Annotated in this window: 19 protein-coding genes and 1 other RNA gene; 9 read left to right on the top strand and 11 right to left on the bottom strand. The window is 70.9% G+C overall.

Features of this window, described 5'->3' with window-relative positions; genetic code table 11:
- Positions 1-5 precede the first annotated feature (5 nt).
- Both J5Y10_RS12355 and J5Y10_RS12350 read right to left on the bottom strand, forming a co-directional pair.
- On the bottom strand, positions 6-3,512 hold the full coding sequence (locus J5Y10_RS12355; protein ID WP_209373941.1) for a cadherin repeat domain-containing protein: 3,507 nt from the start codon (positions 3,510-3,512) through the stop codon (positions 6-8).
- 95 nt (positions 3,513-3,607) lie between these two features.
- Positions 3,608-3,940 carry a hypothetical protein gene (locus J5Y10_RS12350; RefSeq protein ID WP_209373939.1) on the bottom strand — a complete coding sequence of 111 codons (333 nt, stop codon included), beginning with the start codon at positions 3,938-3,940 and terminating at the stop codon, positions 3,608-3,610.
- A 123-nt stretch (positions 3,941-4,063) separates the two neighbouring features.
- Here J5Y10_RS12350 and J5Y10_RS12345 point away from each other — a divergent pair, with 123 nt between their 5' ends.
- Together J5Y10_RS12345 and serA are read left to right on the top strand one after the other, a co-directional pair.
- Positions 4,064-4,717, top strand: coding sequence for an SCO family protein (locus J5Y10_RS12345; RefSeq protein ID WP_209373937.1), 654 nt, complete (start codon positions 4,064-4,066; stop codon positions 4,715-4,717).
- Between the two features lie 77 nt (positions 4,718-4,794).
- Positions 4,795-6,078: a phosphoglycerate dehydrogenase gene (gene serA / locus J5Y10_RS12340; protein WP_245214615.1), complete on the top strand. Its 1,284-nt coding sequence runs from the start codon at positions 4,795-4,797 to the stop codon at positions 6,076-6,078.
- A gap of 298 nt (positions 6,079-6,376) precedes the next feature.
- Here the strand turns inward: serA and J5Y10_RS12335 are convergent, their stop codons facing one another.
- The 3 genes from J5Y10_RS12335 to hflK form a co-directional block, all read right to left on the bottom strand.
- Positions 6,377-7,915, bottom strand: coding sequence for a Do family serine endopeptidase (locus J5Y10_RS12335; RefSeq protein WP_342452904.1), 1,539 nt, complete (start codon positions 7,913-7,915; stop codon positions 6,377-6,379).
- A gap of 232 nt (positions 7,916-8,147) precedes the next feature.
- Positions 8,148-9,023, bottom strand: a complete 876-nt coding sequence (hflC, locus tag J5Y10_RS12330) for a protease modulator HflC (RefSeq protein WP_209373934.1) — start codon at positions 9,021-9,023, stop codon at positions 8,148-8,150.
- Positions 9,020-10,264, bottom strand: coding sequence for an FtsH protease activity modulator HflK (hflK, locus tag J5Y10_RS12325; protein ID WP_209373932.1), 1,245 nt, complete (start codon positions 10,262-10,264; stop codon positions 9,020-9,022). Before hflK ends, hflC begins: the two co-directional genes overlap by 4 nt.
- A 182-nt stretch (positions 10,265-10,446) precedes the next feature.
- On the opposite strand from hflK, the gene J5Y10_RS12320 reads away from it, so the two are divergent.
- Both J5Y10_RS12320 and J5Y10_RS12315 read left to right on the top strand, forming a co-directional pair.
- Positions 10,447-11,583: an Mrp/NBP35 family ATP-binding protein gene (locus J5Y10_RS12320; protein ID WP_209373930.1), complete on the top strand. Its 1,137-nt coding sequence runs from the start codon at positions 10,447-10,449 to the stop codon at positions 11,581-11,583.
- A 54-nt stretch (positions 11,584-11,637) separates the two neighbouring features.
- Positions 11,638-12,768, top strand: coding sequence for a hypothetical protein (locus J5Y10_RS12315; protein WP_209373928.1), 1,131 nt, complete (start codon positions 11,638-11,640; stop codon positions 12,766-12,768).
- Between the two features lies 1 nt (position 12,769).
- Here J5Y10_RS12315 and J5Y10_RS12310 read toward each other — a convergent pair whose 3' ends face one another.
- From J5Y10_RS12310 to J5Y10_RS12290, 5 genes are all read right to left on the bottom strand, one after another.
- Positions 12,770-13,654, bottom strand: a complete 885-nt coding sequence (locus tag J5Y10_RS12310) for a PfkB family carbohydrate kinase (RefSeq protein ID WP_209373926.1) — start codon at positions 13,652-13,654, stop codon at positions 12,770-12,772.
- Positions 13,655-13,697: 43 nt separating this feature from the next.
- Positions 13,698-14,453 (bottom strand): meso-2,3-butanediol dehydrogenase, encoded by a 756-nt coding sequence (gene budC, locus J5Y10_RS12305; protein WP_209373924.1) that lies wholly within the window; start codon positions 14,451-14,453, stop codon positions 13,698-13,700.
- A gap of 85 nt (positions 14,454-14,538) precedes the next feature.
- Positions 14,539-14,862 (bottom strand): hypothetical protein, encoded by a 324-nt coding sequence (locus J5Y10_RS12300; RefSeq protein WP_209373923.1) that lies wholly within the window; start codon positions 14,860-14,862, stop codon positions 14,539-14,541.
- Between the two features lie 19 nt (positions 14,863-14,881).
- Entirely contained in the window at positions 14,882-15,820 is a 939-nt protein-coding gene (gene thyX / locus J5Y10_RS12295; protein ID WP_209373922.1) for an FAD-dependent thymidylate synthase, read from the bottom strand.
- A 79-nt stretch (positions 15,821-15,899) separates the two neighbouring features.
- A complete protein-coding gene (locus J5Y10_RS12290) occupies positions 15,900-16,121 on the bottom strand; it encodes a hypothetical protein (RefSeq protein ID WP_209373921.1) in 222 nt (73 codons plus the stop codon).
- Positions 16,122-16,334: 213 nt separating this feature from the next.
- Here J5Y10_RS12290 and J5Y10_RS12285 point away from each other — a divergent pair, with 213 nt between their 5' ends.
- Together J5Y10_RS12285 and J5Y10_RS12280 are read left to right on the top strand one after the other, a co-directional pair.
- Entirely contained in the window at positions 16,335-16,643 is a 309-nt protein-coding gene (locus tag J5Y10_RS12285) for a hypothetical protein (RefSeq protein ID WP_209373920.1), read from the top strand.
- 129 nt (positions 16,644-16,772) lie between these two features.
- Positions 16,773-17,672, top strand: a complete 900-nt coding sequence (locus tag J5Y10_RS12280) for a dienelactone hydrolase family protein (RefSeq protein ID WP_209373919.1) — start codon at positions 16,773-16,775, stop codon at positions 17,670-17,672.
- Here J5Y10_RS12280 and J5Y10_RS12275 read toward each other — a convergent pair.
- The gene (locus J5Y10_RS12275; RefSeq protein WP_209373918.1) at positions 17,629-18,798 is read right to left on the bottom strand and encodes a helix-turn-helix domain-containing protein; all 1,170 of its coding nucleotides are present in this window, start codon (positions 18,796-18,798) and stop codon (positions 17,629-17,631) included. The genes J5Y10_RS12280 and J5Y10_RS12275 overlap by 44 nt on opposite strands.
- Before the next feature lie 160 nt (positions 18,799-18,958).
- On the opposite strand from J5Y10_RS12275, the gene ssrA reads away from it, so the two are divergent.
- From ssrA to J5Y10_RS12260, 3 genes are all read left to right on the top strand, one after another.
- Positions 18,959-19,319, top strand: a transfer-messenger RNA (tmRNA) gene (ssrA, locus tag J5Y10_RS12270).
- 127 nt (positions 19,320-19,446) lie between these two features.
- Complete coding sequence (locus J5Y10_RS12265; protein WP_209373917.1) at positions 19,447-19,971, top strand: SspB family protein; 525 nt, start codon at positions 19,447-19,449, stop codon at positions 19,969-19,971.
- Positions 19,972-20,316: 345 nt separating this feature from the next.
- On the top strand, positions 20,317-21,963 hold the full coding sequence (locus tag J5Y10_RS12260) for a fumarate hydratase (protein WP_209374155.1): 1,647 nt from the start codon (positions 20,317-20,319) through the stop codon (positions 21,961-21,963).
- The last annotated feature ends 19 nt before the right edge of the window (positions 21,964-21,982 follow it).

Below are 21,982 nucleotides of genomic sequence, written 5' to 3'. Positions count from 1 at the left end.
GCGGATCAGAGCAGGTCCACGCTGCTCGCGGTCAGGAACCGGGGCGGCTCGACCAGCGGCTGCAACTCGCCGATCGCGACCGCCATGCCGAGATGGGAAACCGCGCCGCTCTCGACGAGGCCTGTGGAATGGGCCAGCTGGCCCGGGAGGAAGTCCTCCTCGAGCGCGGCCCGGTAGGTGGCGGCGACCCAGGCCGCGTCGCTCAGGCCGTCATGGAGCGCATGGTACATGTCGGTATCCATCAGCTGTTGGTAGAGGGTGACGAGGTTTGCCGGGGACGGCATCAGCGCCTTCCAGATCAGGAGGCTGGCAGGGTCCGGCGTGATGTTGAGCGTGGCGTCGTAGGCCCGCACCACGGCTGCGGCGGCGGTGTCCGGCACCCAGATCCCCGTCGGGTGACTCCGCTCGAAGGCGCCTTCGGCTTCGGGCAGCTCGGCAAGCCAGGCGGTGATCGTCGGGAGATTGAACCCGATCTGCAGGAAGCCCTTGAGGTAGGCGAGCGTCTCGGCGGCGGGAGCCTGACCGATCAGACCCTTATAGACGAGACCGATCTGTCCCCCCGCGTCCAGCCCGGCCATGCGCGCCCGCGCCGGATCCGTGCTGAGGAACATGTCCGCGACCTGGGCCAGCGTGGCGCCGGAGTGAAGGAGGTTCGCGAAGGCCGCGGCCCCGGCGCCCGTCAGGTCCCAGCCGATCGTCGCCTTGTAAAGCCGGGTCATGACGGCTTCCGGCAGGGCGCCGTCGAGCTCCAGCTTGCCATTGGCGAGGGAGAGTTCCTGCACGGCGCCGAGCCGCACCTCCGTTCCATCCTGCCAATGCAGGGCGAGACCATCGGGCGCGACCTCGATCTTCGAGAGTTCCTCTGCGCTGCGCGTGCTCACGGCGTGGCCGGTCGTGGAATTGGCGATGTCCGCCAGCGAATGCCCGCGCCACAGCACCTCTCCGGCCGCCTGGCGTTCCTGATAAGCGGTCTGCTCGGCATGGCCATTGCCCGGCGCAAGGCCGATCTCCGACTGCATCGTGCCGAGGTTCGTCATCAGGTTGATGCGGGTGAGCAAGCCGGTGTCGAGCGCCTTCTGCGCCGCCAACTGCTCCTGCAGGGTCGGCGCCCTTTCCAGTGCCTGCTCATAGGCAGCCACCGCAAACTCCGCGTTGGACTCGCCCCCGTGGCGCGCGATGAAAAGATCCGTCGAGGCCAGGTAGACGTAGAGTTGCCAGGGCAAGACGTAGCCGTTGTCCAGCAGGAAGGACCACCGTGCCAGCACGGCAGGGTCCGGCAACTGGTCCAGAACGGCATCGTAGGCGCGCACGATCTCGCGCTCGGTCATCTGCGCCACCCAGATGCCCGCGGGATTCTGCGCTTCGGAGAAGGAGGCGGCCTCCGGCGTGTCGATGAGCATGGCCGCGATCTCGGCGAGGCTGGCCCCGCGGGCGGCAGCCCCCACGAGGTAGTCCAGCGCGGCCGGCGGTGGGGAATAGCCGATCACGTCCTGGTAGATCAGCCGGATCATCCCCTGGGTGTCGAGGCCGGCGCTGCGCTGCGCCCAGTCCGCCGTTCCCAGGAGCGAGGAGGTGACGGCGAGCATGGGGATGCCCTTCGCCAGCAGCTCGGCCGTGTAGCCGAGCGACGCGGCCGTCGGATCCGTGCCCTGGATCGCCTGGTAGGCGCGGAGGGCTCGGGCGCCGGCCGAGGCACCGTCGAAGACCACATGGCCATCGGCGAAGGCCATGCTGGTGACGCCGGTCAGCAGCGTCGTCGTTCCGTCGCGCCAGGTGACGAGGATGCCGTCTTCCTGACTGGCGATGGACGCGGTGTCGCCAGCGGCGTGCGACAGGACCGCCAGGCCCGAGCCCGAGATCGCCACCGTGCCGGTGCTGCCGCCCGGGGCCAGGACTGTGGTGCCGGGCGGGGAAGCTGGGGGAGAGGGGGGCGGGGAGACTGGGGCAGTCACTGGCGCGTCGATCACGGCCACGGGCAGGGCCGGAACGGAGATGCGGTTGTAGGAGGGATCGGCGCTGGAGAGGGAGAAGGCGATCCCGGCGATCTCCGCCCCTTCCACGACGCCGTCATCCACGGCGCTCACCATCACCGCGCGGACCGCGGCCCAGTTCTCCGTTGTGAAGGTGATGGTGACGGAGGCCCCCACCCCACCCCCACTCGTCGCGAGCAGGAGATCAGGCCCGGCCAGGAGGGTCACGGTCACCGGCGCGACCGGCCGCGTGGCGAGGGCGACCGTGAAGCTGTCCCCCGCACCGCGCTCGGCGACCGCGGTATTGCTGCCCGTCTGGACGATGACGATGCCGGGTAGCGGGGCGGATAGTGGCGGCGGTGGTGGCGGGGGTGGGGATGGCGGCAGGTCGTTGTCGGTGATCGTCACGTTCACGCCGAGACCGCTCAGGGCCGAGTAGCTGGAATCCGCGCTGGCGACGCCGATCGCGATGCGCCCGGTCTGTGTGCCCTCATAAGCCGAGTCGTCCACCGCCGAGACGATGACGGTCCGAGGCCTCGCCCAGTCAGCGGGCGCGATGCTGAAGCTGACGGTCTTGGCGAAGATGCCGTTCGCGCTGCGCTGAAGATTCAGCGAGCTGTCGACGGTGAAGGTGACGGTGACCGCCGCCGTGGGCATGGTGGCGAGGCTGACGGTGAAGGTGTCGTTCGCACCGCCCTCGGCCACGGCGGCGTTGCTGCCGGTATGGGTGATCACGATGTCCGCCGCGGGAGGCGGCGGCGAAGCGGGCGGTGATGCCGGCGGAGAGACGGGCGGCGAGACCGGAGGAGAAACCGGCGGCGATACGGGCGGCGACACAGGTGGCGATACGGGCGGCGACACGGGCGGCGACACGGGCGGCGACACGGGCGCCGAGACGGGTGGCGAGACGGGAGCAGTCCCATCCTGGTCGGTGACGTTCAGCACGGCGACGCCGATGCTGAAAGCGGCCTCGTTCCGCCCGTCGGAGACGGCGATCATCACTTCGCGCGAGGTGCCGCCCTCCCGCAGGAGGTCCACGCCGTCCTTCAGCTTCAGCGTGGTGCCAACGATCTCGAACCATGCCGAGTCCGGCCAGAGAACCCGGTATTCCAGGCTCCCCGCCGGACTATCGGGATCGTCCGCCAGCAGGTTGCCGATCTCGGCGCCCAGGTCGTTCTCCAGCACCACGCCGCCACTGCTGAAGCGCAGTCCGGACGGCGCGGTATCGTCGACGCCGAGCAGGGTGACGGACCAGCTTTCCGTCGCGCTGAGCCAGGTTCCGCCGGAAAGGATGGAAAGGCCGAGACGCAGCACAGGGTCCGCGCCGCTGGCGAAAGCCTCGCGGTCGATGGCCCCCAGGGGGGCCACCACGACGCGGCCGCCCGAATCGAGCGATGCAGAGAAGAAGGAGGCGCCGCTTCCCGTCAGCGCGACGTCCCTGACGCCGGAAACACCCGACAGGGTAAAGGTCGCGAACCAATCGCCCGCGTCCTCGGTCTCAAGGATAGTGGCGGGCATTGTGCCCGTGGCCACGACGGGCATGCTGCGCTCCGCTCGCGTCTTTCTGACGCGGCGGAGTTTTCGTCGAACCGGGTTAAGGCCGGATTAGCGGACGCCGCGGGGGCGGCCGCGCGCCGTCAGGCGGCCGCGGCGCCCGGGGTCGGGTTCTCGAAGGCGGAGGGCTCCACGAGATCGCGCATGGCGCGGGCCCAGCGGGGGGCAGCGGCCAGAAGCCCGTCCAGCACGCGCACGGGCATCGTCTCCGTGTATTCCAGCGCGGTCACGGCGTGAGGGTCCCAACCCGCGGCGAGGCTGTCCACCAGGTGATCCCCACCGCGGCGGTCGAGAAGGGCGTGGATGCGGCGCGCGGCAACCAGGATTCGTGCGGCCGCTTCGTGGCGGATCCGCTCGGCCAGGTTGTCGTTGGCGATCTCCGCCAGAGTCTCGAGGGCAGGGTCCCGGTCGGGCATCGTGCAAAATTCCTTTCTGGCCTGAGGATTCCGTTCGTCTGGGAATTGGGGAATGCGGAACAACAGGGCGATAAACGCATCTACCCCGTCCCCCGTTGCAGTTGCTGCGCTATATGCCGGGCCATGACCCGCGCTGTCCGCATCGCCGTTCTCCTTCTCATTCTCGGCCTGGGTGCCGTCTGGGGGGCTACGTTCCTCGTCAGGAAGCCCGGGGAAACCCTGGGGACCGCCTTCGCCCGGCTTCTCGGCGACTCGCCGGCCCCGAGCGCGGGCGGGGTGGCGCTGCCCGGCGGGGTTTCCGTGGGCGGCCCCTTTACCCTGGTGGACGGGGACGGGAAGACGGTGACGGAGGCCAACCTCCGCGGAAAGCTGGCCCTGGTCTTCTTCGGCTACACCTTCTGCCCGGATGTCTGCCCGACGGAGCTGCAGGCCGTGGCGCAGGCCATGGACCTGCTGGGCCCGCAGGCGGATCAGGTGCGCCCGGTCTTCGTGACCATCGACCCGGAGCGGGACACGCCGGCGAAGATCAAGGACTACGTCGCCCTGTTTCACCCCTCGATCCTCGGGCTGACGGGGACGCCGGCCCAGGTTTCGGCGGCAGCGAGGGCCTGGCGGGTCTATTACGCCAAGGTCACGCCGCCCGGCGCCTCGGACTACCTCATGGACCATTCGGCCTTCACCTACCTGATGGGTCGGGACGGGTCGCTCCGGACCCTGTTCCGCCCGGGGGCGACCCCGGAGGAGATGGCCACGGCCATCCGGGCCCAGCTGGGCTGATCTCCCGACCCGGGAATCCGGCATCGGCGGGCGGCGGCCCTGCCCCGCTTCCAGCGCGGTTGCGCCGAGGTGCGGGAATGCGGCAATCCTGCGGCATCATGCCCGACGCCCTGCCCGGCCACGCCCCCCTGTCCCTGGCCAAGGACAAGATCCGCATTCTGCTGCTGGAGGGAATCTCCGACAGCGCCGTGGCGACCTTGCACGCGGCCGGCTATGCCAACATCCGGCGCGAGAAGAAGGCGCTGGACGAGGCATCGCTCAAGGAGGCCATCAAGGGCGTCCATCTGCTGGGCATCCGCAGCCGCACCCAGGTGACGGAAGCGGTGCTGGAGGCGGCGGACCGGCTGATCGCGGTCGGGTGCTTCTGCATCGGCACGGACCAGGTGAACCTGGCCGCTGCGCGCCGCCGCGGCATCCCCGTCTTCAACGCCCCCTTCTCCAACACCCGTTCCGTCGCGGAACTGGTGATGGGCGAGATCGTGATGCTGCTGCGCGGCATCCCCGTGCGCTCCAACGCCGCCCACCAGGGCGTGTGGGACAAGTCCGCGGCCGACAGCCGGGAGGTGCGGGGCAAGACGCTCGGCATCGTCGGCTACGGCAACATCGGCGCGCAGGTCTCCGTGCTGGCCGAGGCCTTCGGGATGCGCGTGACCTATTACGACCCGATCCCGAAGCTGCCGCACGGCAACGCGCAGTCCATGCCCTCGCTTAGGGCGCTGCTGGCGGGCGCCGACGTGGTGACGCTGCACGTGCCGGACACGCATGAGACGCAGGGCATGATCGGGGCGGAGGAGATCGCGCTGATGAAGCCCGGCTCCGTGCTCATCAACAACGCCCGCGGCCGGATCGTGGACCTGGATGCGGCGAAGGCGGGCGTGGAATCCGGCCAGATCCACGGCCTGGCGGTGGACGTCTTCCCCGAGGAGCCGGCGAAGAACGACGACCCCTTCGTCTCCCCGCTCCAGGGGCTGAAGAACGTGATCCTGACGCCGCATATCGGTGGCAGCACGGTCGAGGCGCAGTCCCGCATCGGCGAGGAGACCGGGCGCAAGCTGGCCGATTACTCCGATACCGGCGCGACGCTCGGGGCGGTGAACTTCCCCGAGGCGATCCTGCCGGCCCGCGCCCGGGGCGCCCGCTTCCTGCACGTGCACGGCAACCACCCCGGCACGCTGGCCGCCATCAACGAGGTGTTCACGCGCCACGGCGCCAACATCGCCGGCCAGTACCTGCAGACCGATGCCGAAATCGGCTACGTGGTGGTGGACGCGGAAGGCTTGGCCGACGCGCATGCCGTGCTGCAGGAACTGCGCGCCCTTCCCGGGACGGTGCGGGCGCGGCTGCTCTATGAGCGGGGCTGAGCCTGCGCTGAGGCTCTGTTCCCGGGGGAGGACGAGAGAATTCTTCCTCCCCCCGGACTCCTCGCCATCATCCTCTTACAGACCTTGATCTGACGGCGCTGACGGTAGCCTCGGGTCCGTGACCCGAGGCGACTGCAAGCACATGCCCGATCCCGATCGTCGGGCGCCGCGATCTGAAGTCCGTTTCGCGGCAGCCCGATGCAGGTCCAGAAGGCTCGGCCTCCTGGCTCGTGACAAACACTTCACGCTTGCCCGGGGGTCCAGGGGGCAGCGCCCCCTGGGTTACCGGTAGGCCGGTTCAGTTCCGGCGCCCGCTCCCCTCCTCGCGGAGACGCAGCGGGACGAAGCGCTGCCCCTGCTGGCCTTCCACCAGGAGAAGCGCGGTGGAGCGGTTCTGGCGGCGCAGGGCCTCCACGCGGTTCTGCACGTCCTGCGGCGTGTTCACGCGCTCCTGCTGCACCTCCACGATCACGTCGCCCGGGCGCAGGTCGCGCTCGCCGGCGGGGCCGTTCGGGTCCACCTCGGTGATGAGGACGCCGCGCTGCTCGGCGCGCAGGCTGAAGCGCTCCCGGGCCTCGCCGGTGATCGGGCCGACCTTCAGGCCGAGACCTGCCAAATCCACCACCTCGCTGCGGGGCTGGGCGGAGCGGCCGCTGTTCTGAGCCTCCGCTTGGTCGGCCGGTAGCTCGGCAACGGTCACGGTGACCGTCTCCTCCTTGCCGTCGCGCCACACCACGACGGGGGCGGCTGTGCCGACGCGGGTCTCGGCCACGATGCGCGGCAGGTTCCGCATCTCGCGGACGTCCTGGTTGTTGAAGCGCAGGATCACGTCGCCGTTGCGGATGCCGCCCTTGGCGGCCGGCCCGTCCTCCTGCGCGCGGGCGACGAGGGCGCCGCGGACGGGCTTGAGGCCGAGGCTATCGGCGATCTCGTCCGTCACCTGCTGGATGTTCACGCCGAGCCAGCCGCGGCGCACGCGACCGCCATCCTCGAGCTGGGCGACGATGCCGCGCGCGAGGTTGGAGGGAATGGCGAAGCCGATGCCGATGGAGCCGCCGGAAGGCGAGTAGATGGCGGTGTTGATGCCGACCACCTTGCCCTGCATGTCAAACAGCGGGCCGCCGGAGTTGCCGCGGTTGATGGCGGCATCCGTCTGGATGAAGTCGTCGTAGAGGCCCTGGCGGATGTCGCGCGAACGGGCGGAGACGATGCCGGCGGAGACGGACGAGGCGAGGCCGAAGGGGTTGCCGATGGCCAGCACCCAGTCGCCCACCTGCGCCTCGTCCGAGTTGCCGAACTGCACGGCCGTGAGCTGGCGGTCGGTCTTCAGGCGGAGCAGGGCGATGTCGGTGCGCGGGTCGGTGCCGACCAGCTCGGCCTGGATCGTCGTATTGTCGCTCAGCACCACGTTGATCTCGGTGCCGCCCTCGACGACGTGGTTGTTGGTCACCACGAACTTCTTCTCGGCGTCAATGATGAAGCCGGAGCCGAGCGAGGTGCCGCGGCGCTGCTGCGGCTGCTGGCGGGGCCCGCCCTGGCCACCCTGGCCACCACCCGGCGGACGGTTGCGCTCGAGGAAGTCGCGGAAAAACTCCTCGAAGGGGCTGCCCGGGGGCGCCTGCGGGGCGTCCGGCGCGTCGGGGCGCTGGGCATTGCGGGCGGCGGGGCTGGTGGAAACCTGCACGCTGACCACCGCCGGCAGAAGCTGCTGGGCCAGCGGCCGGAAGGAGGTCGGCGCGTTCTGCATCGGGGTCTGGGCGAGAACGGGCGTCATGGGCACCGCCGCCATCGCCCCGATGAGGGCTAGGGTGGCGGCGATCGGGGTGCGGAGGCGCACTGGGGGTGTCCCTTCGGGCTTCATGGCATCGGGACGCGGCGCCCGGCGGCCATGAGGGGCCGGGGAGCGTCTCGGTCGCAGATTGGACCAATCCGGCCCGGGCGAAAGGGCCCGTCGGTTACAAAGGGCGACGGGATCGATCACCTCCTGGTGCAAACAGCAGAACGGCCCGCCCCCGGAGGTGGGGGCGGGCCGTCCTGGCCGTGTGTCCGGGCCAAGCCCCAGCGGTGGATTACCGCGGGACGCCCGGCAGCTCCCGGAAGAAGCGGAAGAACTCATTGTCCGGGGAGAGGAGGAGGCGCGTCTCCCCGCCCTCGGCGAAGGCCTCGCGATAGGCCTGCATGCTCCGCCAGAAGTTGAAGAACTCAGGGTCGCGCTGGAAGGCGTCCGCGAAGGTGCGGATGCTCTCCTGCTCGCCCTGGCCGCGCAGCACGTCGGCCTGGGCCGTCGCCTCGGCCAGCAGCACGGTGCGGTCGCGGTCCGCCAGGGCGCGGATGCGGGCGCGCTGCTCCTCGCCTTCCGCACGCGCCTCGCGGGCCACGCGCTCGCGCTCGGACTGCATGCGGGACAGGATGGCCTGGGTGTTCTCCTCCGGCAGGTCGGCGCGGCGGATGCGGACATCGGCCACCTCAATCCCGAAGCTCTTGGCCTCGCGGTTCACCTGGTTCCGGATCTCGTTCATGATCCGCAGGCGCCCCGCCGAGAGGACGTTGAGCAGGGTCTCGCTGCCAAGCACGCGGCGGAGTGAGGAGGAGACGATGGAGGCGAGGCGGCCACGGATGCCGTTCTCCTGCACGCCCACCGTCTGGAAGAACAGCAGCGGGTCGGTGATGCGGAAGCGGGTGAAGCTGTCCACGATCAGCCGGCGCTGGTCGTTCAGGATCAGTTCCTCGCCCTGCGCCTCATAATCCAGCAGGCGGCGGTCCAGCGCGATCACGCTCTGGATGAAGGGCACCTTCACGTGGAGGCCCGGCTCCTGGATCACGCGGCGCGGCTCGCCGAACTGCGTGATCAGCACCTGCTGCGTCTGCTGCACCGTGAAAAGGCTGGAGGCGGCGGTCAGCACCACCAGCACGGCCGCCACGAGGGCGATGGTCAGGCGGTTCATCGGGCGGCCCCCTGGAGGTTGGACCCTTGCGGCGCGGCGGGCGCGGCGTTCGGGGCCCGGGGCGGCTGCTGCGGCACGGCGCCGCGGGCCGGCGACGGCGCGCGGCCGCCATCGAGGTTCAGCAAGGGCACGAGGCCCTGCAAACGGTCGTCCACGATAATCTTCGGGTTCTTGCGGAGGATCTCCTCCATCGTCTCCAGGTAGATGCGGCGCATCGTGACGTCCCGCGACGCCTGATAGGAGGAGAGGACGGAGATAAAGCGCTGCGCCTCGCCCTTCGCGCGGGCGATCTGGCTGTCCTTCTGGCCCTGCGCCTCCTGCACCATCCGCTCCGCCTCGCCTCGGGCGCGGGGGATGATGTCGTTGCGATAGGCCTCAGCCTCGTTGCGGGCGCGCTCGCGGTCGGCGGCGGCGCGCTGCACGTCGCGGAAGGCCTCGATCACGGCCGGGGGCGGGTCCACCTTCTGCAGCTGCACCTGGGTGATCTCCACGCCGGCGCCGTACTGGTCGAGGATGGCCTGGGTGCCCTGGCGGACCTGCTGCTCGATCTGCGCGCGCGCCTCGGTCAGCGCGGGCTGGATCGGCGTGCGGCCGATCACCTCGCGCATCATGCTCTCGGCGGCGGACTTCACGGTCACGTCGGGATTGCGCGTGTTGAAAAGGTATTCGCCGGCGTTGCGGATGCGCCAGAACACGGCGAAGTCGATGTCGATGATGTTCTCGTCCCCGGTGAGCATCATGCTTTCCTCCAGCACGTCGCGGCTGGGGGTGGGGCGCTGGGCCATGGCGCCAGGATCCACGGCGCTGCGGAAGCCGACATCGACACGATTGATGCGCGTGACGCGGGGCGTGGTGACGCTCTCCACCGGCCAGGGGATGCGGTAGTTCAGGCCCGGCCCGGTCCAGCGGTTATAGGCGCCGAAGCGCATGACGATGCCCTGCTCGTCCGGCTGCACCCGGTAGACGCCGGAGGCGCCCCAGGCGGCGAGCGCCAGCACCGCGAGGATCGCGATTCCCTTGCCGCCGGAGGCACCGCCCCCGCCGGGGAAGCGGCGCGGCATCCAGCGGCGCACCGCGTCCTGCGCCTGGCGGATGGCATCGTCCAGGTCGGGACCACGGCCCCCCTGGCCCCCATTGCTCCCGCCATTCGGCGGCGGGCTGCCCCAGGGACCCTGCGGGCGGTTGTTGCCGCCGCCAGGGGATCCCCAGGGATTCGGTCCGCCGCTGTTGTTCCACGGCATCTGGTGGTCACTCTCCCCTGGATAACGAGGCGGCCCCGCCCGCTTGGCCCGTCATGGGAAGCCCCATGGTGGGTTGAACGGGATGGGGGCCGCCCATATGGCATTCGCGGCCCACTCCCCCTTGATCCGGGGGCAGGCCGGGCAGGTCGCCATGTTGGCGGGGATGCGGGGGTTTTCAAGCGATGGTGAGCGGGCTGGAGGCGGCGGTGCGGTCCGCGATGGCAGGGGTGCGTGACCCGGCGTCGGGGCGGGACATCGTCTCGGCGGGGCTCCTGGGCGGGGTCGCCGTGCGGGACGGCATGGTGCAGGTGGAGATCGCCGTGCCGCGCGAGCGGGCGCGGGAGTACGAGCCCGTGCGGGCGGCGGCGGAGGCCGCGGCGCGCGCGGTGCCGGGCGTCAGGGCCGCCGCGGCGGTGCTGACGGCGCACCGGGCCAGTGGTCCGGCTCCGGCTCAGGCGCCCTCCCCCGGCCCGCATTCCCATGGGCCGGGCCCCGGGGTCAGCCCCGGGCCGCGCGGGGGCATGCTGCTGCAGGAGGCCGGGGCGGTGATCGCGGTCGCCTCCGGCAAGGGCGGAGTGGGGAAGAGCACGACGGCGGTGAACTTGGCCGTCTCCCTGGCCCAGAAGGGTCTTCGGGTGGGGCTGCTGGACGCCGACATCTACGGCCCGTCCCTCCCGATGATGCTGGGTGCGAACGAGCGCCCGCGGACCGACGGGAACCGGATCATGCCCGTGGAGGCCTGGGGGCTGAAGGCCATGTCCATCGGCTTCCTGGTGGACCAGGAGCAGCCGATGATCTGGCGCGGCCCCATGGTGATGGGCGCGCTGGAGCAGATGATGTCCCAGGTGGAATGGGGCGCGCTGGACTGCATGATTATCGACATGCCGCCGGGCACGGGGGACGCGCAGCTCACCCTTTCCCAGCGCGTGGCGCTGCGGGGGGCCGTGATCGTCTCCACCCCGCAGGACGTGGCGCTGTTGGACGCCCGGCGGGGAATCCGCATGTTCGAGAAGGTGAGCGTGCCGGTGCTCGGGCTCGTGGAGAACATGAGCTATTTCTGCTGCCCGAACTGCAATCACCGCAGCGATGTCTTCGGCCATGGCGGGGCGCGGGCGGAGGCGGAGCGGCTGGGGGTGGAGTTCCTCGGCGAGCTTCCGCTGACTCTCTCCATCCGGGAGCACGCGGATGCCGGACGGCCGGTGGTGCTCGCGGCGCCGGAGAGCCACGAGGCCTCGCTCTACCGCGCCATCGCGGAGCGGGTCTGGGCCAAGGCGGGCGGTGCGAAGGCGGGGAGCGGGCCGCGGATCGTGGTGGACTGAGGAGACGCGCCCGAGATTGTTGCGCTGTCAAGACATGTCTATCCTGCGCGCTGCATGAGCGATGATGCAGCGTGGGAAGCCCTGATTGCCGATATCTACCTGTCAGCCACGGATCTGGCGGCAAGGGCGCGAGTGCCGGCTGCCCTGGCCCGGGCGGTCGGCGGCGTTTCGGCAGCCCTCTGGATGGTGGACCCACGGACCGGCCATCCCGTCTCGGAGTTGCTGACCAACCTCCCGCAGGAGGGGGCGACCCTCTACCACCAGTACTACCACCGGCTCGATCCCTGGCTGGCCCAGAGCGGCCGGATGACGTGGAACGCGGTGATGCACGGGGCGGAGCTGATCCCGGACGCGGAACTGGCCCGGTCCGAGTACTACAATGATTTCGGCTGCCGCATCGGGACCTTCCATGTGATCGGCTCCCGCATGACCTTGCGCGCCGATCCGGCCGCGGCCTTCGGGGCGCTGTCGGTCCTGCGGCCCAAGGAGCAGGACGCCTTCTCGGCCGGACAGGCGGCGCGCTTGCAGCGCCTGCTCCCTCACCTTCAGCGCGCCTGGCAGGTCGCGATCCAACTGGCCGCCCCGGGCGGGCCCGCAGCATCGCTGAACTGGGATCTCGGCGTCGCGGCGATGATGGAAGGCATCAGGACGGCGGCGGTGGTCACGGACGGCCATGGGCGGGTCAGGCTGGCCAACAGCGCCGCCGAGAGACTCGATGGCGCCGGAGGCCTGATCCTGCGCGGGGCGCCGCCCGACCGGGTTTTGCGTCTGGAGCGGGAGGCGGACACGCACCGCCTTCTCGTTGCCATCGCCGACGCGGCACGCGGCGGGCCCGGGCTGGAATGCCTGTTTTCCCTTGGCGTGGCGGGGCCGTGCCGCATCACCGTCTCGCCGCTGCTCCGGAAGGTCGCCGGGGGGGTGGGCTGGACGCTGGTGCTGATCACGCCGGAGGCGCTGACGGCCGACGAGACGACCCTCCAGCGCGCGCAACGCCTCTTCGGCTTCACCCGCACGGAGGCGGAGGTCGCGCTGGCCCTGGCAGCCGGGCAATCCCCCGCGGAGATCGCCGAGGCGCGCGGCGTGCGGATCTCCACCATCCGCAGCCAGTTGGTGAGCGCGCAGGACAAGGCGGAGGCGGGCGACCTGCGGGCCCTGGCGATCCGGCTGACCCTTTTGCGAGGCTGACTCAGCCGGCCCCGAGCAATGCCTCCGTCTCGGCCGCCAGCGGCATCCCCCCGGCCGCCCCGGGACGGGTGCAGGCAAGGGCGGCCGCGGCCGCGGCCCGGCGCATGGCGGGCTCCAGGGGCACACCGCGCCCGAGGGCGGCGGCGAGGACGCCGCACCAGGCATCCCCGGCGCCGGACGTATCCACGGCATGAACCGGGAAGGCCGGGATATGCCAGCGCCCTCCCTTCCCCGCCGCCTCCGCGCCGGCTTCCCCGAGGGTGACGGCCACGGTGATGCCGAGCGCCGCGTGCAGCCCGGCGGCGGAACTGGCGCAGCCGAGATGCGCCGCCAGCCAAGCCGCCTCGTGCTCGTTCGCCACCAGGAGGTGCAGGGCGCGGAGCGCGTCCGGCTCCATCGGCGCGGCCGGGGCGAGGTTGAGGACGGACAGCGCCCCTTCGGCCCGGGCACGGCGGATCAGGGCGGCGTTCTCGTCCGGCGGGACTTCCATCTGCATCAGCAGGACCTCGCCCGGTGCCAGGGGCGGCACACCGGCAGCGCGGGCCAGGGCATTGGCGCCGAGGGAGACGGCGATCTGGTTGCGGCCTGCGGCATCCACGCAGATGCAGGCCGCGCCCGTGGGCTCCTCCGTCTTCGCCACGGCCGAGAGGTCGGCCCCGGCCTCGCGCAGGGCGGAGAGGGCGATGGCGGCCATGGGGTCCCGGCCCACGGCCCCCACGAAACGCACCGCCGCCCCGTCCCGTGCCGCCGCCACCGCCTGGTTCGCACCCTTGCCACCGGGAAGCGCCCGCCAAGCGCCGCCCAGCACCGTGTGGCCTGGGGCTGGAAGACTCTCCACGGGGAAGACGAGGTCGGCGTTGGCGGAGCCGAAGACGGTGACAGGCATGCGCGCTTGTCGGGCGGCGGAGTGCCGCCCGCAAGCCGGGCCGCTAGGCCTGGGGCGGCTGGCCGTTGGAGGCAGAGAGGCCGCCATCCACCGGCAGGTTCACGCCGGTGACGTAGCGGGCGTCGTGACTCGCCAGGAAGGCGATGACGTCGGCGATGTCGTCCGGGTCGGCGGGGCGGCGCAGCGGCGTGCGCTCCCGGATCTTCGCCATCAGGGTCTCGTCGTTCTTCATGTCCTTCGTCATGTCGGTGAGGGTCAGGGCGGGGTTCACGGCGTTCACGCGCACGCCCTTGGGGCCGAGCTCCATGGCCAGGGCGCGGGTGAAGTTCGTCACGGCGCCCTTGGCGGCGTTGTAGATGCTCATGTCCCAGTCCCCGCCGAGGCCGGAGACGGAGGAGACGTTGACGATGCTGCCCTGCGTCGAGACGAGCTGCGGCACGGCGGCGCGGGTGAGGAAGAAGACGCCGTCCAGGTCCGTGCCCATCACCTTGCGCCAGTCCGCGGTCTTCGCCTCCGCCACCGGGCCGCTGGCATGGACGCCGGCATTGTTCACCAGCACGTCGAGCCGGCCGAAGCGCTCCAGCGTGCGGTTGATGAGGAAGATGCAGGCCTCCTCGTCCGACACGTCGGCCTCCACTACCAGGGCGCGGTCCGCCGGCAGGTCTGCCGCCACCCGTTCCAGCTTCGCCCTCGTGCGGCCGGCCAGCACCACCGCGTAGCCGTCCAGCGAGAAGCGACGGGCGGTCGCCTCGCCGATGCCGGAGCCGGCCCCCGTTACCAGAACAACCTTGTCCGCCATCGCCGCCTCCTCTGAGCGCTGCCGATGCACAACGCGCGAGGGCGGCACGGGTGGCGTGCCTTGTGAGCGGCCGCCTGCGCCGGTGTCATCCCGCGGTGGCGCGGCCAAGCGCGAAGCCGCCGATCAGGGCGCCGATGATGACGGCCCAGATATCGCCCAGCACGGCGGCGGCGATGGGCAGGAGGACGAGGACGGAAAGCACGATCACGGCGACGCCGAGCCAGGAGGCCCCACCAAAGAGCCGCGACAGCCAGCCGCCGCGTGCCACGGGGAAGGCGGCGGCCCGGGGCTTCGCGGCCGATTTCGCCTTCGCGGGGGAGCGGGGGCGCGCGGGCTTTGGGCCGCCAGGGGCCTTGCCCACGGGGGCTTTGGCCGGCACGCCGCCGGCGCGGGCGGGGGGCTTGCCCATGGCGCGTGCCGGGGCGGGATCAGGCCTCGCGGCCAAGCATCGACATCAGCTCGCGCCACTCGCGCTTGGACAGGCCGCTGCCCTCCTGCAGCGGGTTCTGCCCGTCCAGCATGCCCCGCACCGCGGCGAGCATCTGGGCGGAGAAGGTGACGGCGCCCTGGCGGTAGTCGCGGAAGGCCTCATAGGTCAGCGGCACCCAGGCGCGCACCGTGTCCAGCATCGCGTCCGCATAGACGCGAATCTCGTACTGCGCATGGGCGTCGGCGCGCAGGGACAGGAAGTTGAGGAGGTTGTGGAGGTCGGTCTTCCAGTACCACTGGGTATAGGCATTCAGCGTGAGGTTCATGCGCGCCAGCTCACGCGCAAGGCCGCGGCGGCCCTCATCGATCACGCGGCCGTCCGGGTCCTCGTTCAGCATCTCCAGGTAGTGGTCGTAGTTGCGGGTAGCATCCTCCCGCAGCAGGTCCAGCACGCGCGCGGCCTCGTCGCCCTGGAGGACGCTACCGCGTCCCTGGCGGTTCACGGCGGACTGGGCGGCGAGCTGGTCCGGGGCGGGCAGGTAGAATTCGCGGTCCAGGATAGAGTAGCGGGCGGAGTACTCGTTCACGTTCGCCATGCGGTGGCGGATCCACTGACGCGCCACGAAGATCGGCAGCTTCACATGGTACTTGATCTCGCACATCTCGAAGGGCGTGGAGTGGCGATGGCGCATGAGGTAGCGGATCAGCCCGCGATCCTCGTTCGCCGCCTTCGTGCCGCGCCCGTAGGAGACGCGGGCGGCCTGCACCACGGCGGTATCATCGCCCATGTAGTCCACCACCCGGACGAAGCCGTGGTCCAGCAGCGGAACCGGGCGGAAGAGCATCGCCTCCAGCCCCGGGGAGACGGGGCGGCGGGTCTCGTGGCGCTGGGCCTCGGCCTCGGCCAGCTCCTGTCGCTGCGTCTCGGTCAGTTCCATCCTCGCCCCCCTCGCCCAGGGCAGGGGGTTTAACGGGGCGCGGAGCCGACCACCAGCCGTGCCGAGGCGGTCCGGAGGCTTAGCGGGTGTTGGCCGAGGTCCCGGGGTTGGTGCTGTTGCCCGAGGGCAGCGTTCCCGCCCGCTGCTCCGCCGGTTGCGGCGTGTTCATGCCCGAATTGGTCAGGCCGGGCGGAGGTGGCGCAGAGGCACGGCCCGGCGCGGCATCGTTTGAGCATGCGGCCAGCAGGCCGAGAAGAATTACGGCCGAGGCGGCGCGCGGCAGGGAGAGGGTGGCGGTCATCGGGGTCCTCGCTGGCGGTCGGGCGGCCAAGGGGTCTGTGGCGCTGGTCCCTGGAACGCCGCAAAGCAGCGAAGGTTCGACCGGTTCGGGCCGGCGCCGGGCTGAGGGCGGGCCGCCCCTCTCCTCCGGTCGGAGGATGCGGGCGGTCAGCCTGCCGCGGCAGGCTGGCCACAGGCCAGGCGAGACGATGCCGGCCGTTCCGGGAGAGATCTTATGAACCACATCCTCAAGGCCGGCCCCGCCTTGCGGAGCGCAGCCCTCGTGCTCCTTCTCGCGGCGCCGGGCTGGGCGCAGGCGCCTTCCGCCACCGCGCCGGCCACCCCCGTTCCCGTCGGCACCGTGACCGGCCAGCCGGAGCGCGACACCATCGGCTACCTCGCCGGCCAGGCCTGCTCGCCCCGCCCGGTGCTGTCGCCCACGCCGCAGGTGGTGGGCGAGGTGACCGGCCTTCCGGAGCGCGACACCTTCGGCTTCCTGGTCCAGGGCGAGCGGCCCTGCAGCCCCGGCGACAGCGCGCGGTAGTCCGCGCCAACCGCCCGCCGCGCTCCTCCGATCGGAGGATGCGCGGCGGTTGCCCAAGGGCCGAGGGTCATGGCCCTTCCACCCCGCGGAGGCACCTCCCGGGCAGGCGCATCGGCCGGAGATCCGCGCATGCCAAGCCATCGTCGCCACCTCGCCCTCACCCTCCTCGCCGTCAGTCTCGCCGCTGGGCCGCAGGCGCGCGCGGAGGACAGCCAGTCCGTCCTGGTGCTCAGCCTCGCGCAGGCCGTGGAGCCGCCGCGGCTGGTGCCCGCCCTGCTCACCCTCCCCTCCCAAAAGGCGGACGGGCCGCCCTTCCCTGCCGTGATCCTCGTGGCCGACGCCTACGAGATGGATGGCCGGGTTGCCGAACTCTCGGAGATCCTGGTGGAGGAGGGGTGGGCTACCCTCCAGATCGACCTCGACGCCAACTCGCCCGACGGCCACCTCGCCTCCGGCACCGAGATCGCCATGGCGGCGGACGACGCCTGGGCCGGCGCGCAGCAGCTGACGGACGTGCTGGCGCATCTGGCCGAGCGGCGGGAGATCGACGCCAGGCGTGTGGCGGTGGTGGGTCTGGGCTCCGGCGGCCGCCTCGCGCTCCTGGCCGGTGCGGATGAGGTCGCCTACCCGGTGCTCGGGCCCTACGGCCCGCGCTTCGTCGCCCATGCCGCCCTCTATCCCGGCTGCGCGGCGCTGCTGGACGACGGGTATGCCAGGCCGCAGCCCTGGACTTCGGCCCCGGCGGCCCTCTTCGTCCCCGGCCAGGACACGCGCGAGCCGCCCGGCCGCTGCGAGGCGCTGCGGCGGGAACTAACCGTCGCCGGGCGGCCCGCCGCCCGCTGGCACGATTACCCGACGGCGAGCTACGGCTGGGACATCGGCGCGGCCTACGGCACCCGGACGGTTCTCCTCCCGCTTCCCGGCGGCGGGCGCATCCGGACGGAGGCCGATGCGGGGGTTGCGGTGGATGCGGCCGAGCGGCTGGTCAGCTTTCTGCATCCCCTTCTGGGGCGCCCGGGAAGCCGTTGATGAGCCGGGCCAACGCCATCTGGGACCGCAGCCCGGTCTTCTCGAAGCAGCTCGAGAGCTGCGTCTTGACGGTGGTGGGCGAGACGCAGAGTGCCGAGGCGGCCTGCGGCACGCTGGCGCCGGCGGCGATCAGGGTGGCCACCCGCGCCTCGGCGGGAGTCAGGCCCAGCACCGCGCAGAGCCCCGCGGCCTCCACCATGCGCAGGGCGTTCGGGTCCGTCACCAGGACCAGGGCGCGGGGGCTGCTGCCCATGTGCCAGATCGGGAAGGCCGATGGCGGAAGGGGAAGGACGGTCAGGAGGAGCGGCGGCCGGCCGGAGGGACGGGAGAGGAGGAAGGGGCCGGACAGCGCCTCCTCCGCATCCGCCGAGCAGGCCAGGGCCTCCGCGACCCGGCGGGAGAGGAGGCGCGTCTCCGCCGGCAGCGAGGCCACGAGGCGCAGCCCGCCATCGGCCCCGGCGGTCAGCCCGTCCGCGGCGCGCAGCACGGCTTCCGCCGGTGGGTTGGCGAGAAGCAGGCGGCCTGCCCCGTCCAGCAGCAGGGCGGCGCCGGGCATCGCCTGCAGCACCGCGTCCAGCTGCGCCCGGCCATCTGCATAGGGCGCCATGCGAAGCGAGATCTCCAGGCAGCGATAGAGATGGGGCGCGAGACGCCCGAGGCGGCGTGCAGCGTCATCCGCCCGCTCCGCCCCGCGTTGGCAGAGGGTGATCCCGAAGCCGCCCGAGGCCCGGCCGCGCGACATCGCGGGGTGGGTGAGCACGACCAGGTCCTCGATCTTCTGGGGCAGGAGAAGATCGGCATAGGTCGGCGTCCGGCGCAGCAGCGCGGGGTCCACGTAGCGGCTGGCGATGCCGGGGCGCCCCATGGGCACCGCGGTGAGCCGTGTGGTCCAGGGATTATCGGCGTAGCTGGGGTCCCGCATATAGAGTTGGGTGAGGTCCGGCCGCAGCCGCCCCGTGACCATCGCCGCCCGCTTCTCCGCCGGGGCGTTGAAGACGAGCATGGCACCGGTCCCGCCGACATGGTCGGCCAGGACGGTCAGGGCATCCGACCATCCCTCCGGGCTCGCCGCCGCGGCGTAGATGGCGTCGATGACCTTGCGGAGAGGTGGGTGCGTGGTTCCCATCGCAGACCCGTCCCTAGTACGTTGCTAGTTCAGAACGTTACGTCCGATCTGCTGCGGGACGCGGTGCCATAAGTCACTGATCAATCGGTTTTGCTTGCAACAGCTTCGGACGAGTTCCTCGGGCGGCGATACCGCCGGGGGTGGTGGAAGGGACGGCTTGCCCCTGGTCAAAGCCTGCACGGGCGCCTATATCCGTGGTGCCGCCTTCGGGCGACTATGGTGATAAACGGCACGTGGAATAAGCGTTGTGGACCCGGGGGCAGTGCCCGGCGCCTCCACCATCCTGAACCGGGCTTATCGGCCCGGACCCTGAGAGGGGCCTTCCCGGCACGGGAAGCGGGTCATGGGGGCGAAACAGGCTCGACGCGCGCGGTAAAGACGTGTCCTTTGCCCGGCATTGTACCGCCGTTATCGGGCTAAATCACAAGTGCCAACGATAATGGTCGCGAGACCATGGCGCTCGCTGCCTAGAGATAGGTAAGCGCCGTCCGGGGGGAACGGGGCAACAGAATCCCCCCACCTTTTCCTGCTGCCATCCCATTGCCTCTTGCGCCTGCGCGCCGCGCAACTAGGCCGCGGGGCCGCGTTGCCGTATGTTGCGTCTGACCGACCGATGATGACCGGACCAGCCTTGGACACGACCAGCGCATGAGCGATTCCGCGCCACCTCCCGAAAGCCTGCTGCCCTACGATCGCTGGACCGAGGAGGCCATGCGGAACGTGGCGCTCCGGGCGCTGGAGTTCGCGGCGAAGAACGGGCTGCCGGGTGAGCACCACTTCTATCTGACCTTCCGCACCGACCACCGGGACACGAAGGTGCCGGGCCACCTGAAGGCCCGCTACCCGCAGGAGATGACGATCGTCCTGCAGCACCAGTTCTGGGACCTGACGGTGGACCGGGGGGAGCAGAAGGTCTCGGTCGGGCTTTCCTTCGGCGGGGTGGCGGCGACGCTGGTGATCCCCTTCGCGGCGCTGGTGGCCTTCTGGGACCCGCATGTCCGGGTGGGACTGCGCTTCGGCGATGCCGTGATCCCGGAGGCGGAGGCCGAGCAGGTGCCGGAGCCGGTGGAGCCCGAGAGCCCGCCCGCGCCGGAGGAGGCCCCAGCGCGGGGCGACGCGCCGGCCCAGGTGGTGAGCCTAGACGCCTTCCGGCGCCGCCCGACGAAGGAATAAGGAATAAGGGCGCCCGGCCCCTTCCCCGGGCCGCACCCCGTTTCCATTTACGTTCTACCTGCTGGCGCCCCCGACAGGGCCGCGCTAACACCCGAACGTCCTCCCGCCGCGCGACCGCCTGGCCGCGCGCGGCCGTTTGCCTCTCCGGTGGGCGGCCGCCGGGCCTCTCCCGCCGACCCCAGGGCTTCTGATCTGGGGGACCATGATCTTGGAGCGCGCTTCGTGACCTCCCCCATCACCTCCTCATCTGACCAGACGCTCGACGCCAACGTGCCGGTGCCTCCCGGCCCGAGCAGCGCGGCCACGCCGGTGGCCACCCATGACGGCGCCGAGGCGGATTCCGGCATGCCTGTTTCCCAGCGCAGCGCCGGCTTCCTGTTCAGCCCGATGTTCCCGCTTGCCGAGGACACCACCCCCTACCGCAAGCTGGAGATCGGCGGCGTCTCCACGGTCGAGGTGGATGGCAAGACGATCCTGAAGATCAAGCCAGAGACGCTGGAGCAGCTGGCCTTCCAGGCCTGCAAGGACGTGTCGCACCTGCTGCGCCCCGGGCACCTGCAGCAGCTGGCCAACATCCTGAAGGACCCCGAGGCGAGCGCGAACGACCGCTTCGTGGCGCTGGACCTGCTGAAGAACGCGAGCATCGCGGCGGGCGGCAAGCTGCCGATGTGCCAGGACACGGGCACGGCGATCGTCTTCGGCAAGAAGGGCCAGCGCGTCTGGGTTGAGGGCGACGAGGAGGAGGCCCTCTCCTACGGCGTGCACCGCACCTACACCGAGACGAACCTGCGCTATTCCCAGATGGCGCCGCTGACGATGTACGACGAGGTGAACACCGGCAACAACCTGCCGGTGCAGTTCGACATCTACGCCTCCCCGGGTGACTACCACGCGGACGAGTTCTTCCTGCAGTTCATCCTCAAGGGCGGTGGCAGCGCCAACAAGACCTTCCTGTACCAGCAGACGCGCGCCGTGCTGAACAAGCCGAAGCTGCTCGCCTTCCTGGAGGAGAAGATCAAGACGCTGGGGACCAGCGCCTGCCCGCCCTACCACCTCTCCATCGTCATCGGCGGCACCTCCGCCGAGACGAACCTGAAGACGGTGAAGATGGGCTCCACCCGCTACTACGACACACTGCCGGACAAGGGCAGCAAGGCGGGCCACGCCTTCCGCGACCGGGAGCTGGAGGCCGAGATCCACAAGCTGACGCAGAACATCGGCATCGGCGCGCAGTTCGGCGGCAAGTATTTCTGCCACGACGTGCGGGTGATCCGCCTGCCCCGGCACGGTGCCAGCTTGCCCATCGGCATCGGCGTCTCCTGCTCCGCGGACCGGCAGATCAAGGCAAAGGTCACGCCGGAGGGCGTGTTCCTGGAGGAGCTGGAGCACGACCCCGCCCGCTTCCTGCCCGACCAGACCGAGGGGCTGGAGGAGGCCGGGGAGGTCGTGAAAATCGACCTGAACCAGCCGATGGAGGCGATCCGGGCGGAGCTTTCCAGGCACCCCGTGAAGACCCGCGTCTCGCTGACCGGCACCATCGTGGTGGCGCGCGACATCGCGCATGCCAAGCTGAAGGAGCGGCTGGATTCCGGCCAGGGCCTGCCGGACTACATCAAGAACCACCCGGTCTACTACGCCGGCCCGGCCAAGACGCCGGAGGGGATGCCCACCGGTTCCTTCGGCCCGACCACCGCGGGGCGGATGGACAGCTACGTGGCGGAGTTCCAGGCCGCCGGCGGGTCGCTGGTGATGCTTGCCAAGGGCAACCGCTCCAAGGCCGTCACCAATGCCTGCAAGCAGTTCGGCGGCTTCTACCTCGGCTCCGTCGGCGGTCCGGCGGCGCGGCTGGCGCAGGACTGTATCCGCAAGGTGGAGGTGCTGGAATACCCCGAGCTCGGCATGGAGGCCGTGTGGCGGATCGAGGTGGAGGACTTCCCCGCCTTCATCATCGTCGACGACAAGGGCAACGACTTCTACGACGGGCTGGAGTGAGCGACCGCTCGAGGCGTCC

The sequence above is a fragment of the Roseomonas indoligenes genome, assembly GCF_017813365.1.
GTDB lineage: Bacteria > Pseudomonadota > Alphaproteobacteria > Acetobacterales > Acetobacteraceae > Roseomonas > Roseomonas indoligenes.
The sequence above is the reverse complement of the archived record's forward strand: the minus strand, read 5'-3'. Positions and strand labels throughout refer to the sequence as shown.

Coding starts and splice junctions, on each gene's coding strand:
- J5Y10_RS12275 (WP_209373918.1), bottom strand. CDS start 18,798: ATGGGAACCACGCACCCACCTCTCCGCAAGGTCATCGACGCCATCTAC.
- hflK (WP_209373932.1), bottom strand. CDS start 10,264: ATGCCGTGGAACAACAGCGGCGGACCGAATCCCTGGGGATCCCCTGGC.
- budC (WP_209373924.1), bottom strand. CDS start 14,453: ATGGCGGACAAGGTTGTTCTGGTAACGGGGGCCGGCTCCGGCATCGGC.
- J5Y10_RS12350 (WP_209373939.1), bottom strand. CDS start 3,940: ATGCCCGACCGGGACCCTGCCCTCGAGACTCTGGCGGAGATCGCCAAC.
- J5Y10_RS12280 (WP_209373919.1), top strand. CDS start 16,773: ATGCCAAGCCATCGTCGCCACCTCGCCCTCACCCTCCTCGCCGTCAGT.
- J5Y10_RS12345 (WP_209373937.1), top strand. CDS start 4,064: ATGACCCGCGCTGTCCGCATCGCCGTTCTCCTTCTCATTCTCGGCCTG.
- J5Y10_RS12300 (WP_209373923.1), bottom strand. CDS start 14,862: ATGGGCAAGCCCCCCGCCCGCGCCGGCGGCGTGCCGGCCAAAGCCCCC.
- J5Y10_RS12285 (WP_209373920.1), top strand. CDS start 16,335: ATGAACCACATCCTCAAGGCCGGCCCCGCCTTGCGGAGCGCAGCCCTC.
- serA (WP_245214615.1), top strand. CDS start 4,795: ATGCGGCAATCCTGCGGCATCATGCCCGACGCCCTGCCCGGCCACGCC.
- J5Y10_RS12260 (WP_209374155.1), top strand. CDS start 20,317: ATGCCTGTTTCCCAGCGCAGCGCCGGCTTCCTGTTCAGCCCGATGTTC.
- J5Y10_RS12320 (WP_209373930.1), top strand. CDS start 10,447: ATGGTGAGCGGGCTGGAGGCGGCGGTGCGGTCCGCGATGGCAGGGGTG.
- J5Y10_RS12290 (WP_209373921.1), bottom strand. CDS start 16,121: ATGACCGCCACCCTCTCCCTGCCGCGCGCCGCCTCGGCCGTAATTCTT.
- hflC (WP_209373934.1), bottom strand. CDS start 9,023: ATGAACCGCCTGACCATCGCCCTCGTGGCGGCCGTGCTGGTGGTGCTG.
- J5Y10_RS12310 (WP_209373926.1), bottom strand. CDS start 13,654: ATGCCTGTCACCGTCTTCGGCTCCGCCAACGCCGACCTCGTCTTCCCC.
- J5Y10_RS12315 (WP_209373928.1), top strand. CDS start 11,638: ATGAGCGATGATGCAGCGTGGGAAGCCCTGATTGCCGATATCTACCTG.
- J5Y10_RS12355 (WP_209373941.1), bottom strand. CDS start 3,512: ATGCCCGTCGTGGCCACGGGCACAATGCCCGCCACTATCCTTGAGACC.
- J5Y10_RS12265 (WP_209373917.1), top strand. CDS start 19,447: ATGAGCGATTCCGCGCCACCTCCCGAAAGCCTGCTGCCCTACGATCGC.
- thyX (WP_209373922.1), bottom strand. CDS start 15,820: ATGGAACTGACCGAGACGCAGCGACAGGAGCTGGCCGAGGCCGAGGCC.